This window comes from Commensalibacter oyaizuii (assembly GCF_029953265.1).
GTDB lineage: Bacteria > Pseudomonadota > Alphaproteobacteria > Acetobacterales > Acetobacteraceae > Commensalibacter > Commensalibacter oyaizuii.
The window spans coordinates 27,647-42,310 of record NZ_JASBAO010000002.1; the positions used below are offsets into that span (position 1 = coordinate 27,647).

The 14,664-nt window shown below is 36.5% G+C and carries 11 protein-coding genes; all 11 read left to right on the forward strand.

Annotated features, from left to right (window positions below; genetic code table 11):
* Window positions 1-133: 133 nt before the first annotated feature.
* Window positions 134-631, forward strand: coding sequence for a type VI secretion system contractile sheath small subunit (gene tssB, locus QJV27_RS10910; RefSeq protein WP_281449038.1), 498 nt, complete (start codon window positions 134-136; stop codon window positions 629-631).
* A gap of 24 nt (window positions 632-655) precedes the next feature.
* A complete protein-coding gene (gene tssC / locus QJV27_RS10915; protein WP_281449039.1) occupies window positions 656-2,203 on the forward strand; it encodes a type VI secretion system contractile sheath large subunit in 1,548 nt (515 codons plus the stop codon).
* Window positions 2,204-2,217: 14 nt separating this feature from the next.
* On the forward strand, window positions 2,218-3,564 hold the full coding sequence (gene tssK / locus QJV27_RS10920) for a type VI secretion system baseplate subunit TssK (RefSeq protein WP_281449040.1): 1,347 nt from the start codon (window positions 2,218-2,220) through the stop codon (window positions 3,562-3,564).
* Window positions 3,561-4,220 carry a type VI secretion system protein TssL, short form gene (gene tssL, locus QJV27_RS10925; protein ID WP_281449041.1) on the forward strand — a complete coding sequence of 220 codons (660 nt, stop codon included), beginning with the start codon at window positions 3,561-3,563 and terminating at the stop codon, window positions 4,218-4,220. Before tssK ends, tssL begins: the two co-directional genes overlap by 4 nt.
* Window positions 4,221-4,230: 10 nt before the next feature.
* Window positions 4,231-5,940: an OmpA family protein gene (locus tag QJV27_RS10930; protein ID WP_281449042.1), complete on the forward strand. Its 1,710-nt coding sequence runs from the start codon at window positions 4,231-4,233 to the stop codon at window positions 5,938-5,940.
* 27 nt (window positions 5,941-5,967) lie between these two features.
* Complete coding sequence (locus QJV27_RS10935; protein WP_281449043.1) at window positions 5,968-6,459, forward strand: Hcp family type VI secretion system effector; 492 nt, start codon at window positions 5,968-5,970, stop codon at window positions 6,457-6,459.
* Between the two features lie 132 nt (window positions 6,460-6,591).
* The gene (gene tssH / locus QJV27_RS10940) at window positions 6,592-9,351 is read left to right on the forward strand and encodes a type VI secretion system ATPase TssH (RefSeq protein ID WP_281449044.1); all 2,760 of its coding nucleotides are present in this window, start codon (window positions 6,592-6,594) and stop codon (window positions 9,349-9,351) included.
* 100 nt (window positions 9,352-9,451) lie between these two features.
* Window positions 9,452-9,721 carry a PAAR domain-containing protein gene (locus QJV27_RS10945; RefSeq protein WP_281449045.1) on the forward strand — a complete coding sequence of 90 codons (270 nt, stop codon included), beginning with the start codon at window positions 9,452-9,454 and terminating at the stop codon, window positions 9,719-9,721.
* 113 nt (window positions 9,722-9,834) lie between these two features.
* Entirely contained in the window at window positions 9,835-12,393 is a 2,559-nt protein-coding gene (locus QJV27_RS10950; RefSeq protein ID WP_281449046.1) for a type VI secretion system Vgr family protein, read from the forward strand.
* A 17-nt stretch (window positions 12,394-12,410) separates the two neighbouring features.
* Window positions 12,411-13,805 carry a phospholipase effector Tle1 domain-containing protein gene (locus QJV27_RS10955; RefSeq protein ID WP_281449047.1) on the forward strand — a complete coding sequence of 465 codons (1,395 nt, stop codon included), beginning with the start codon at window positions 12,411-12,413 and terminating at the stop codon, window positions 13,803-13,805.
* On the forward strand, window positions 13,798-14,664 hold an 867-nt coding region (locus QJV27_RS10960; protein WP_281449048.1), incomplete at its 3' end, for a DUF2931 family protein. The genes QJV27_RS10955 and QJV27_RS10960, both read left to right, overlap by 8 nt.

Below are 14,664 nucleotides of genomic sequence, written 5' to 3' on the forward strand. Positions count from 1 at the left end.
AGAAGTTTTTATTTTGAACAAAATATTATTTCTGTATATAATCAATTGTTATAGCAAAATAATTACAATACTGCGTAAAAAATAATAAATTTTTGTTTATTGTTTTTGACATCGTCAAATATGAGGGGTCTATATGTCAGATAGTTTTCAAAAAGAAGTGCCTCAAGCACGTATTAATATTAAATTAGATTTACATACGGGTGGAGCACAAAAGAAAGTAGAGTTACCATTAAAATTAATTTCAATGGGGGACTATAGTAATGGTCAAGAGCATAGACCTTTATCAGAAAGAGAAAAAGTTTCCATTAATAAAAACAATTTCGATAGTGTTCTTGCTGATTTTAATCCAAAAGTAAATATGACTGTTGAAAATACACTTACAGGTGATAATAGCGAAGAAAATATTCGTTTGGATTTTAAATCCTTAAAAGATTTTGAGCCTGAACAAATTGCGCGTCAAGTTCCTCAATTAAGAGCTCTTCTTTCTATGCGTAACTTACTTCGTGATTTAAAGTCCAATTTACTTGATAATGTAACGTTCCGCCGTGAGTTGGAAAATATTCTTAAAGACGAGTCTTTAAGTGACAAACTTAGAGCTGAACTATCAGAATTAGCACCAGAAAAAATCTAAATTTCACAAGTGGAACTAAATAAGATGTCAGAAACTTCTTCAAAAAAATCTCAAAGTAATTCTGTAACAAAAGTGACAGATGGAATTACTGCTAATAGTGTTTATGAAACATTATTTGAAAAAATCAATTTGAAACCTGTTAATCATCTAAAAGAAATTGATGCTTTTGAAAATACGGATGTCCTTGCTGATGTGAGTGCTGATGAGCGTGTAACAGCTGCGGTTAGTGTATTTATGAATTTATTAAAACAATCTTCTGAAAAAGTAGATCGTTTAGATAAAACTCTTCTTGATCATCATATTAGTGCTATTGACCAACAGCTTAGTAAGCAGCTGGATGCAATTATGCATCATCCAGAATTTCAAAAGGTCGAGTCGGCATGGCGAGGCCTTAAATCTTTGGTTGATCAAACTGATTTTCGTCATAATGTAAAGCTTGAGCTATTAGATGTTTCTATGGACGATTTGCGTAGAGATTTCGAAGATGCACCAGAAATTACTCAAAGCGGTTTTTACTATCATACTTATGTACAAGAATATGACACTCCTGGTGGTGAACCTATTGCTGCAACGATTGCGAATTATGAATTTGATCGCTCTCCACAAAGTATTGCGTTATTAAAGAATATATCAAAAGTCGCTGCTGCTTCTCATATGCCATTTATTGCTTCTGTAGGCCCATCTTTCTTTGGTAAAGAAACCATGGAAGAAGTTGCTGCAATTAAAGATATTGGTAACTATTTTGATCGTGCTGAATATATTAAATGGAAAGCTTTTAGAGATACAGACGATTCAAGATATATTGGTTTAACAATGCCAAGAGTATTAGCACGCCTTCCTTATGGTCCAGATACCGTTCCTGTTCGAAGTTTTAACTATGTTGAGGAAGTAAAAGGACCAGATCATAATCGTTATTTATGGACAAATGCTTCTTATGCTTTTGCTGCAAATATGATGAAAAGCTTTATTAGAAACGGTTGGTGTGTTCAAATTCGTGGGCCTCAAGCTGGTGGTGCTGTAACAGATCTTCCTATTCATTTATATGATCTTGGTACGGGTAGTCAGGTTAAAATTCCTTCAGAGGTTATGATTCCTGAAACAAGAGAATTTGAATTTGCAAATCTTGGATTTATTCCTCTTTCTTATTATAAGAACCGTGATTATGCTTGTTTCTTCTCAGCAAATTCAACTCAAAAACCCGCTTTATATGATACAAAAGAAGCAACAGCAAATAGTCGCATTAATTCTCGTCTTCCTTATATATTCTTGCTATCTCGTATTGCCCATTATTTAAAAATATTACAACGTGAAAATATTGGGATGACCAAAGATAGACGATTGTTAGAGTTAGAGTTAAATAGATGGATTAATACCTTAGTCACAGAAATGACTGACCCTACTGATGATTTGCAAGCATCTCATCCTTTGCGTGAAGCTAAGGTGATTGTAGAGGATATAGAAGATAATCCAGGATTCTTTAAGGTTAAATTATATGCTGTTCCTCATTTCCAAGTGGAAGGCATGAATATTAATCTTTCTTTAGTATCTCAAATGCCAAAAGCAAAACAATAAACGTTTAATCTTTTATGAAAATTTCAAGACCATTATGGGTTGAGGGGGCTTTTTTGTCTCCGCAACAATTCCAACAACAAGCTCGATGGGAAGCATTAACTAATGATTGCATTGCGCATATTGGTTGTGTTCATCCTTGGGGTGTTCATCAAATAGAATTTGATAAAGACGCTTTGCGAGTAAATCGTTTAAAGGTTCAACATCTACGCGCTCGAATGCAGGATGGGTGCTTTATCGATACAGATCGTGCGGATAGTCTTCCTCCTGCTTGCGATTTGGATAAAGTGTTACCGATTGATTTGCAACAAGTTGATGTTTTATTAGCACTTCCACTTGAGCATGCTAATGGTGGTAATTATAGTAAAGAAGATGAGGTCGTTCAACGTCCTGTGCGCTATCAACAAGAATGGGTATCTGTTCAAGATATTTTTGGAAGTGAGCAAGAGTCTGTAGCTGTTGAACGATACTTATTAACCTTTAGGTTTAATATCGATACAAATGATGAGTATCTTACTTATCCTGTAGCGCGCTTGGTTCGTGATGGTCAGTCTTGGATACTTGATGAGCGATTTATTCCTCCGTTGTTATCTTTTTCAGCACAGCCCACATTAACAGAACAGTTGGAAATTTTAACAATTCAATTACGGGCTAAAAGAATGCGTTTAATGGGGATGCGCAGGGAAAATAATCAACGTATGGCAGATTTTGCTGTTGCAGATGTTTCTTTGTTTTGGTTATTAAATGCTTTAAACAGTTATGAGCCTATTTTAAGTTTCTTTGGATCTTTTCCGACTATTCACCCAGAAATTGTTTATCGTGAGTTAAGTAGACTTGCAGGATCTCTTCTGACATTTTCTCTTGAACAAGATATTAACTCTATCCCACGATATCAGCATGACAAACTACATGAAGTTTTTCCACCCCTAATGCGTTTGATTAGCGATTTATTGGAGGCAAGCTTGCCTTCGAGGGTGATTGCAATTGATCTTGAAAAAACAAATAATAACTTTTGGAAAGGAAATCTACATGATCCTCGTTTAAGAGAAAATGTCGATTTTTATCTTTCTGTTAGGTCATCTCTTGCACCGCATATTTTACAAACACAATTCCCTTTAGTTTGTAAGGTCGGAGCTCCAGATGATGTTAATAATATTGTGAATGTTGCAGTAAATGGTGTGCCTATTACTGCGTTAAGGCATGTTCCTGCTGCTATTCCTTTACGTTTAGAAAATCAATATTTTTCAATTGATTTGGATAATAGTGCTGCACGGGCAATGTTGGATGCTGGGCTTTGTATTTTTTACGTTCCTGGCACTATTCCTGATGTAAAACTTGAATTGTTTGCGGTGTTACGATCATGAAAAATGATATTACTCTTGATAGTATAATGCTAGATACATGGTTATTAGTTGCTTCTTTAAAAAATGGTATAAAAATTGAAGATGGCGATAAATTGTATCAAAAAGCCATCACAATGGTGAATACTGTTAAAAAAGAGCTACAAGAACAAAAACAAAGTGAAGAGAATATTGAGCATATTACCTATGCACAATGTGCATTATTAGATGAAGCTGTTTTAGATAGAACAGAAATGGATAGCGGTTATAATGCTTGGGTTCAAAATCCATTACAAGTAAAATTTTTTAATACCATGAACGCTGGAGAAATCCTCTTTGAACGTATTAAAACTGTATTGAACCAACCGTCACCCAATTTAGTAGTTTTAACCTGCTTTCAACGAGTTTTAGCTTTAGGATATCAAGGCCGTTACAAGCATTTATCAAAACATGATTTAACCAGTTTAACAGAAACGTTAACCGATAAAGTTGGTATTTTTGATTTTCAGCAACAGCCGATATTAATTAATACATACTATAAGTCTCCTTTTTTTAGATATTTACGATCTTTTTATTTATGGATTATTATTTCAATTATTATCGTAACATTTCTATGGATAGGATTGAACTCTCACTTAGAGCAGCTGCTGCATCAATTGCTGCCTGTAATAAATAACTAGGAGCCTAAAGGTGAACACCACCTTAAAACGTATATTATGGCTTTTAGCTTGTTTGTTAATAAGTGTTTTTTGCTTTATTTTTATTACTAACAATAAAGCGCTGTTGGCTGCATTATTAATCGTTTGTTTGATTGTTGCGATTATATCTTGGGTTAAACTAGGAAAAGTTTCTCATGACTTACAAACCAATGATAAATTAAATGATATTATAGATAAACTGCCTTCCTCGGCTTATCGTCGACCTATTATATTAACTTATCAAAATAGTGAGCAAAGCCTATTTTGTATCGATGACCGTATTCGACAAACAGATCATGGATTTTATATTTTTTTAAAATATCTTAATGAAATTGATGATGTTGTAGAAGCTCTCTTAATAGCACGGCCAAGTTGGCGTAATCAAATCAGCACGTTAATGATTACTTTGCCTGAACAACAAAGTGACAAGGCTGCTTTGATGGGGCAATTACATGAGTATTTTTATCAAGTAAGCCGTATAAAAAAACTTACCAAATCTAATATTAACTCCTTAATTGTAACATGTTTAGAGGGTGTCCAAAGTCCTTGGTTTGAGGTGGTTGCTCTTGATCAAAAGCTAACTGTTTGGACAAACGGTCAAACACCAGTTCATTATAAAGACTGGATTGTTAATAGCCAAGTTTCAGAAAAAAGAAAAAGACTATTTCAAATCTTACATATTAATGCTTGGCTACAATGGTTCAACCACAATGTTGTTCAAGAATATATTAATAACGAACCAGACTATATGTATGTTCCACCCACTTCAATAGGAATGATTTTTACCTCTGTAGAGGTTAAAGATAATAATCTATGGGAACAATGGGTAAAAGAAAAAATTAGCCTTCCTAGAGTTGATCGATCTGTCAATAAAGAGAATACGATTTTGTTGCCAGATTTTATGATTCGTTTATTGCCCCATCAATCAGGCTATCATCCTATTACCAAGGCTATCACGTATGCTATAGGATTGGTTTGTATTTTCTTAGGAAGCTCTTTTTTAGGGGCATACGTTAACAACAAACATTTATTAAGATCTATTAGTCACGATATTAATCGTTTTTATCAAATACCTAATGTTAAAGAAGGGGACAAAAAAGATGCATTTATTCAATTACAAAAAGATGCAGCGCTTTTAGATCAGTATTATCGGGATGGTATTCCTTTATATTTAGATATGGGTTTATATATGGGTGAGGGAATTATGCCCCCCTTGTTGAAGGCTATTAACAGTTATAACCCTCCTAAATTTGTTCCATCATCAGTGTCTCCTAAGCCAGAAGGACTTATTAATTTTGATAGTATGGCACTATTTGATGTTGGAAAATCAGTTTTAAAACCTGGATCAACAAAAATATTAATTAAAGCATTATTACAAATAAAAGCAAAACCAGGGTGGCTAATTCTTATTACTGGACATACAGATTCCACAGGTAATGAAGAATTAAACCAAGAGTTATCAAGAGAAAGAGCAGAGGCTGTTCAAAACTGGATGGTACAAAATAGTGATATTCCATCCACCTGCTTTGCCGTTCAAGGTGAAGGTTCCAAACAGCCTATTGCCGATAATTCAACTGATGCGGGGCGAGCAGCTAATCGCAGAGTTGAAGTTCGCTTGATCCTAGATAAGTCGTCTGCATGTCGAATGATATCTAAAGGATCAAGCGATCATCAAGTGTCGCCCAACCAAGGCGACAAATGACTGTATAGTAAATCAAGGAGTAATAAAATGGCTATACCTTTATATTTATGGTTAAAAGATGATGGTGGAGCTGATATTAAAGGATCAGTTAATGTTCAAAAACGCGAAGGCAGTATTGAAGTTGTTGCTTTTGATCACAGTGTATATATTCCAACCGATAATAATACAGGTAAATTAACAGGCACTCGTACTCATAAACCTGTTATTTTTAGAAAAGAAGTTGATTCTTCTACGCCCTATTTATACAAAGCTGTTACTACAGGGCAAACTTTAAAATCAGCTGAGTTTAAATGGTATCGTATTAATGATGCAGGCCAAGAAGTTGAATACTTCAATACTAAATTAGAAACTGTAAAGTTGGTTCGTGTATCTCCATTAATGTACGATATTAAAGATCCTTCCAAAGAAAAACATAATCATTTAGAAGAAATTGAACTCCGTTATAAAAAAATTATTTGGACGTTTAAAGACGGAAATATTATTCACTCTGATGATTGGGATGAGCGTCCACAATCTTAATAATCATTACATAATTTAAATTATGAATGAGTAAAGTGCTGTTATATTATTTTTTTAATATAACAGCACTTTTATACCTTCAAAAAACCTATAAATTTTTAATAACATTTTATAATGATGAGAGATTATTAAATGGACAACTCTACAGCCTCTTTGTTACGCCGTTTAAATCCATATTGTGCCAAAGCCTTAGAGGCAGCAGCATCTCTTTGTCAGACAAGAGCTCATGCAGAAATAACAATAGAGCATTGGTTATTAAAATTATTAGAAGAGGGGGAAGGTGATATTACTGTTATTGCCAGGCGTTATGAATGGGATTTAGAAGAACTGTGGAGAAATCTTCTTTCTTACCTTGATGGTTTATCTCATTCTATTCAAACGCGCCCTCAATTATCGAAAGAAATTATCTCATTATTACAAGCCTCTTGGCTTATTACTTCATTAGAAGAAAATACAGAGAGCATTCGTTCTTGTCATATTTTACAAGCGTTAATGAATCAGCCAGAATGGCTAAGGGCATCTAGTACATGGCCTTTGTTAAGCTTAAGAGCAGTACAATTACAACGTTTACGCCCCCTATTGGATGAGCAGTCTGATGAACGTGACGAAATACAGAATAGAGCTGAGCTAAACTTTGTTTCTTCTCCTACAGAAACATTAGAGAAAACAAAAGAGGCAACAAGTAAAACAAAAGCCTCTAATGATGATGCTTACCAACAAATTTTAGATAAATTTACGACCGATGTCACAAAAAATGCCAAAGAGGGAAAAATAGATCCTATTTTTGGTAGAGATAAAGAAATTCGCCAAATGGTTGATATTTTAACGCGTAGACGTAAAAATAATCCTATTTTGGTAGGAGAACCTGGTGTAGGTAAAACAGCTCTTGTTGAAGGATTAGCTTTACGAATTGCAGAAGGAAATGTTCCAACAGCATTAAAAAATGTAAGTCTACGAACGCTTGATATTGGGTTGTTACAAGCAGGTGCAGGCGTTAAAGGTGAATTCGAACAGCGGTTAAAAAATATTATTGAAGCTGTCCAACGTTCATCCAATCCAGTTCTATTATTTATTGATGAAGCACATACAATTATTGGTGCAGGAAATCAGGCTGGTGGCTCTGATGCTGCTAATCTATTAAAACCTGCATTGGCACGTGGTGAATTGAGAACGATTGCTGCAACAACATGGTCAGAATACAAGCAATATTTTGAAAAAGATGCTGCTTTAGAAAGACGCTTTCAGATTGTTAAAGTAGACGAACCAAACGATGAGCAAGCATGCCTCATGCTACGTGGATTAAAAGAACATTATATGAAATATCATAATGTTCATATTCAAGATCCTGCTGTTAAAGCTGCTGTTACTTTATCAAGACGTTATTTAACAGGTCGGCAACTTCCAGACAAAGCCGTTGATTTATTAGATACAGCCAGTGCCAGAGTGCGTATGAGCCTAGATACGCTTCCTGAGATTATTGTACAAATCAAAGCGAAAATCGCAGCTTATGAATTAGAGTATGAAGCAATAGAAAATGATCTTCAATTTTCCCCAGACACTTTTCATGACCGTTTAAAAGAAATAAATGAACAAAAAAAATTATTGCAAAATAAGTTAAAAAATCTGACTTCTCAGTTTGAAAAAGAAAAAGAAGCTATTCAAAAGATTATTGATTTGCGTCAAAAGAAAATTGCTTATGAAAATAAGAAACAAGAAATTATGTCTTTACATGGAGAGTCAATTGAAGAACAGGTCATAATTCAACAAAAAATCCAAAGCTTAATGCAAGAAATGAATAACCTTGATATAGATAAAGAAGAAATTATTAATCTTCAACAACAATTAACAACAATTCAAGATAATAATCCTTTAATTTCTCTTGATGTTACTGAATATATGGTTGCTACAGTCATTGCAGACTGGACAGGTATTCCGTTAAATAGCCTTTTAAAAGATGAGCAAACCAATTTATTAGAGCTAGAAAACACGCTGGGAAAAACCGTTATCGGACAAGACCATGCTTTAAATGAGTTAGCCAAAAAAATTCGTGCTGCAAAAACAGGACTAACTTCTGATAAAGGCCCATTAGGAGTATTTTTACTAGTTGGCCCCAGTGGCGTTGGTAAGACAGAAACAGCTTTAACATTATCTAATATGTTATTTGCAGGTGAAAAATCACTGATTACAATTAATTTGTCAGAATACCAAGAGGCTCACACTGTATCACAATTAAAGGGTTCCCCTCCAGGTTATGTTGGATATGGTCAAGGAGGTGTTCTAACAGAAGCAGTTCGTAAAAATCCGTATAGTATTGTTTTATTAGATGAAGTTGAAAAAGCGCATAAGGATGTTCTAAATCTTTTTTACCAAGTCTTTGATCGTGGTTTTATGAGAGATGGTGAAGGACGTGAAATTGATTTTAGGAACTGTGTTGTCTTAATGACCTCTAATTTAGGCAGTGAACATATGATGACACTGCTTGATGAACAACCAGAAGCAACGATTGGAGAATTGCACGAGTTAATCCGTCCTATCTTAAAAGACCATTTCCAAGCAGCATTACTGGCTCGTTTTCAAACAATTATTTATCGCCCTTTATCTGCCACAGCAATGCGACAAATTGTTGAGATTAAATTTAAAGAGGTCATTAAACGTTTGATGACCCACTATAAAATAGAATGCGTTATCCAAGATAGCTTGTATGATATGATTGTAGAGGCTTGCTTGTTACCAGATACGGGGGCAAGGAATATTGACAGTTTGCTAGATCAACAAATCCTGCCTATTTTGTCTCAAAATCTATTACAGCAACTGGCGGATAAGAAAAAAATATCCTCTGTTTCATTAGAGTATAATGATGAAGAGGGAATTATGATGTCTTTTAATGGTTAAATAGAACATATTAAGATGTAATAATTACAGTTACATCTTAATAATTATTTCTTTATGTTAATACAATATTTGTAACATTAATATGAACAGGTTTTTTACAATGGCAAAACCATTAATCCGCCTTGGAGATATGACCACGCATGGTGGTAAAGTTATTAATGGATTTACGGATTATACAATCCAGGGAATTCCTGTGGCTGGGGTTGGACATATGACGGTTTGCCCTTTGTGCAAAGGTGCATTTCCAATTATACAAGGATATAATGGATTAACGGTCAATGGCATTCCTGTGGCTTTAAATGGACACTCGACTGCTTGCGGGGCAAAACTTATCGCTTCCCAAACGGAGGAGGTTGTTGACGAAAGCTAACTTTATCATTCCTTTAATGCGTTTTCTAATTTACGGGTTGCGATAATTTCTTTTAAGGAATATTTTGATAATATAATAATATAGACATATTAATGACTTATAGGGGCAAATACATGGGGATATTTGACGTTGTGGATGATGCAACGAAGGCTCTTCTTACTGGAAAAGGGTTCGGTGTCTCTGGTGCTGGCCATAACCGCTATCATCTCTCTATTACAGGCTGTCATTCTGATATTGATATTCAGGACTTTCATGGGGTTGAAAAACTCAGTGAGCCTTTTTCTTATCAAATCCGTTTTACCTCTATCGATCCGACCATCACTCCTCAAGATGTCTTAAACTGCCCTGCTAAGTTTTTCTTTCAATCCCCTTCTGATTTAGAGCCTCAAAGGCGGGTCTATGGTGTTATTACAGGGTTTTCGAAACTTGGCAGTTCCAAAGACCAGACCTTCTATCAAGTCACCTTAGAGCCCCGTTTGGCTTTGTTACGCAAAACCCAATATACCTCCATCTTTCAAAATCAATCTATTCCTCAAATTGTTGAAAAAGTGCTTAGGGATCGTCATGGGTTTGAAGGTCAGGATTTCCATTTTGATCTTACCCATACTTACCCTGCTCATGAGCAGGATATGCAATATAAAGAAACCGATTATGACTTTATCGCGCGTAAGCTTGCGTGGGATGGCATTTGGTATCGCTTTGATATGGATAGCAGGCTTGATCTTGATGTAATCGTATTCTCCGACGATCAAAGCAAATATGTGTTTGGCAATAGTCTTCCTGTAAGATCTCCAGCAGGATCTGGCATGAATGATAAAGGCATTCTTTCTGTTTGGGGCTTAGAAGTTCATCATCAAGTGGTGCAAGCAGGGGCAAAGGTTAAGGATTATAACTATAGAACCGCCAATGCGACACAGAACAGCGAGACGGATAGTTGGCAGCCCGATAATACCACTTACGGAGTTCCCTATCATTATGGGGATCGGTATTTAGAACGCGGCACAGACATAGACCCCGAAATAGAAACGGGGTCTTTTCATGCCAGGCTGCATAATGAACGGTATAAAAATAATAAGATCAGAATTACAGGCTTTACCAATGATCCCTCCCTTTATCCTGGGAAGGTTTTAGATCTTGAAGGAGGGTCAACAGACCCTGCGTTAAAAGATGGGTTCCTCATTGTCTCTACGACTAATTCAGGCTCAAGGAATGGCAAATATGAGATGTCCTTTGAAGCCATTCCTTATCGTGATCAAATAGGGTTTAGACCTAAACTTCTGACCAGACCCCATATTGCAGGAACCATTCCAGCCAGGGTAAGCAGCACAGAGAAGTTTGATACTTACAGTCATATTGACGAGATGGGACGCTATAAGGTTCAATTCGACTTTGACTTAGACACATGGGACAAGGGCAAAGAAAGCCTGTGGGTTAGATTAGCCAAGCCCTATAGTGGGGGAACCTATGGCTTTCACTGGCCGTTATTAGACGGCACAGAGGTCGCCATTGCCTTTGAAGATGGCGACCCTGATAGACCCTATATTGCTTATGCCTTGCATGATTCAGCCAATGGCGACCACGTCACCATCCAAAATTACAAAAGAAACGTTCTAAGAACGCCATCCAACAATAAGCTTAGAATGGAGGATGAACGGGGTAAGGAGCACATTAAGCTCTCTACCGAATACGGAGGCAAGACCCAGCTCAATCTGGGACACCTTGTGGATAGTTCCAGACAGCAACGTGGGGAAGGCTTCGAACTTCGAACTGACAAGTGGGGCGCGATTAGAGCCAATAACGGGATCTTTATCAGTGCAGATGGACGACAAAAGGCGAGTTCTAGTCAGCTGGATATGATCGAAGCAACTGGACAGCTCAGTAGTGCGCTTAATCAAGCCAAGCAGCTTAAAGATGCAGCGGATGCGTCAAAGGCGACAGGGTTAGATACTTCAAACCTCATGAGCTTGATTGAAGGAGCGATCTCAATGCTCCAACAAGCAAGTGTCCTCATCTCCGCCCCCGCAGGCATTGCTCAGACCACGCCCTCTACGATCCAGCATAATGCGGGACGCAACGTCATCACCACAGCTGGTAAAGACGCAAGCCTTAACGCCAAAAACAACGTCACCCTCGCTGCATCAAATGAAATCTCCCTCTTTGCCCATAACAAAGACCTCAGAGCCGTCGCAGGTTACGGCAAAGTCGAACTACAGGCTCAACAAAACCAAATGAACCTTGATGCCAAGCAGGATATCCAAATTACATCCCATGACGGGAAACTAACCCTCTATTCACCCACAGAGATTAACCTTGTTTGCGGGAAGAATAGCTTTATCCATATGAACCCAGACCAAGTCATCATCAATGCACCAGACCATATCATCGAAAGAACAGCCGTGGTGATGAAGCAAAATCCAGGATCAATGCCACTCAATATTCCGCCTTTGCCAGAACCTATTGGGAACTATGATGAAATGTTTGTGATTAAGGATCAAGAAGGAAATCCTAAACCCTATTACAAATATAAAATTGTGACAGGAGACGGGGAAATTATTCGAGGCGTTACCAATGCTAAAGGCGAAACGGCCAGAGTAGAAACTAGTACAAACAAGACCAAAATAGATATTTATAAACATCATGGTAACGATCAAAATTCTGAAAATAATCAGTAAAATAAAGAAAGAACAAGATGCCAGGAATTGATGACAACCAACCAGGTCAAAAAAGTAATAATCAGCCCGAAAACACGAATGCTGCGACAAATAATCAAAAGAACTCACAAGTTGAGGTGATTATAAAAAGCTTAACAGTGAATATCTTTTTTGATGGCACGTTGAATAATATGTATAACTCTGATTTACGCACAAAGCCTGATCCTAGTGCAGCAGATATTGCTTTACAAAAAAAGCTAGTCAAACCCAAAACCAGCTACGCCAATGATTTATCCAATGTCGCATTATTGTTCAAAGCTTGTTCTAAAAGTGAAAATGTTATTGAAAGAATATATATCCAAGGGTCTGGATCTTCTATGTATGAAAAGGATAGCACCCCAGGAATGGCGTTTTCTTATGGGGAAACAGGGGTTTATGCCAGAGTCAGTGAAGCGTTAAAATTATTAAAAAATGCTATTGTCAATGCTAAAAAGCAGGGAAGTATAGAAGTCACTGTTAATGTTTTTGGATTTAGCCGTGGTTCTTTTTTTGCGCGTTATTTTTGTGCGGAACTGGCCAAAACCAATAAAGAGATTCAAATTAATTTTGTAGGGCTTTATGACACGGTTTCTTCTTATGGAATGATTGGGCATTATGATAATGTCAAACCCTTTGATCTGAATATTGGTTCCAAACAAGTCTCAGGGCGTATTATTCATTTTACAGCGCAAAATGATTATCGGTATCATTTTCCTTTAACCCATATTAATACCGCCATTGGTGATGGTATTGGGTTTGAATGCAGCTTTCCAGGGGCACATTCGGATATTGGGGGTGGATATACGGCCAATGCAAGTGAAGATGTGTATTTATCGACTTTAAAAGAACATCCTCAATATTATACAGATGAGATTTATTGGGGGTGGTTTCAAGAACAAGGTTATTATAGAGGCAACCCTCAAAGTAAAAATATTAATGAAAGAGGACAATTTTACCTTGAAACGGTAACAGATTCTGATGCACCGATGGCTTTTAATTTTATTGATCTTGTTTATGGAAAGCGTAATGTTCCCTATAAGGACTATCAATTTATCTTGGCTAATGGCATGAAAAAAATCGCAGAAAAAGAAGGGTTAAAGTTTGAAGGAGATGGAATAGATGCATTTAATGATAATATTGCTGAGATGCAGCAACATTCTATCCTTAAAATACTCGATCAATATATCTGCCAATATTTATTGGATCATTACACAGAATCTGGATTACACCAAATTGAGTTAGCTCAATCTGGATTATCCCCTGAGCAGCAAAAACAGCTTTATAACTATTATATCCATAATTCTTTAGTTCCAGGGGATATTATCCACGGTGCTGGGGGATTATATAACCAAACCAATCCCCCAAGAAGAGCAGAGATTAACGATAATGCGTAAAATCTGGGGGTATCTACTTTTATTAATTACGGGAATATCTATTTTAGGAGGAGTTTGGTGGATGTTACAACCAAAAGAATATGAGTATATTGCACAAGTCGGTTCAGCAGGTGGATATACCATGTTGCCTGATTTTAATCATAATTATCTAACCGATCAACAGGGTAGGATTATTCTTCCTTTTACCACAGGTGGACCTGTCTCTAAAGGATGGCCAGGAAGCGATCAGGCCACCAATGTAGGAGAAGTTCAGGTTCTTCCTTACAAAATTACCGTACGTTGGTATTCAATTGCCGAAGATCAATTTTGGGAAGGTGAAGCACTTTTTGATCAAAAAGTGCTTGAACATTATGCGCAATTATTGGGGGATGATCTTACTAGCCTTATTGTAAATTATGCCCCAGGGGGATTGGTGACCGTTTGGATGTCTGGTGGAGGAAATATTTATTTAATTACCCAATTCAAGGCGCATAAAATTGATAATGTCGATTGGGATGATTTTATTACACCACTTTTTGGAAAATTCAAAGAAAGCCGAGAGCGATATTTAAAATATCAACTTACGGGAACAAAGGGTAAAACACGATATTGCAATTTAACTAAGGAAATCCAACAAGAGATACGCGAACATAGAGTTCCTGATGCGGAACCTTGGTTACGATTAATGCACAAATATTCTTGGGTATTGAAAACGAATAATTTATATGAGCTGAAAAGATATTCAGCAGTTTATGCAAATGGCGAACAATATGATACTTTGCAAATCAATAATCAAACTGAACCTAGGGCTGTTCCTTTTGTGATTATAACCGATATTGAAGATATCAAAACACATCAGCCTATTCGTTTAGTGTATACC

What these genes read in the sequence shown, in the direction of transcription:
- tssC (WP_281449039.1), top strand. Translation starts at nt 656, where the DNA reads ATGTCAGAAACTTCTTCAAAAAAATCTCAAAGTAATTCTGTAACAAAA.
- tssL (WP_281449041.1), top strand. Translation starts at nt 3,561, where the DNA reads ATGAAAAATGATATTACTCTTGATAGTATAATGCTAGATACATGGTTA.
- QJV27_RS10955 (WP_281449047.1), top strand. Translation starts at nt 12,411, where the DNA reads ATGCCAGGAATTGATGACAACCAACCAGGTCAAAAAAGTAATAATCAG.
- tssK (WP_281449040.1), top strand. Translation starts at nt 2,218, where the DNA reads ATGAAAATTTCAAGACCATTATGGGTTGAGGGGGCTTTTTTGTCTCCG.
- tssH (WP_281449044.1), top strand. Translation starts at nt 6,592, where the DNA reads ATGGACAACTCTACAGCCTCTTTGTTACGCCGTTTAAATCCATATTGT.
- QJV27_RS10950 (WP_281449046.1), top strand. Translation starts at nt 9,835, where the DNA reads ATGGGGATATTTGACGTTGTGGATGATGCAACGAAGGCTCTTCTTACT.
- QJV27_RS10935 (WP_281449043.1), top strand. Translation starts at nt 5,968, where the DNA reads ATGGCTATACCTTTATATTTATGGTTAAAAGATGATGGTGGAGCTGAT.
- tssB (WP_281449038.1), top strand. Translation starts at nt 134, where the DNA reads ATGTCAGATAGTTTTCAAAAAGAAGTGCCTCAAGCACGTATTAATATT.
- QJV27_RS10945 (WP_281449045.1), top strand. Translation starts at nt 9,452, where the DNA reads ATGGCAAAACCATTAATCCGCCTTGGAGATATGACCACGCATGGTGGT.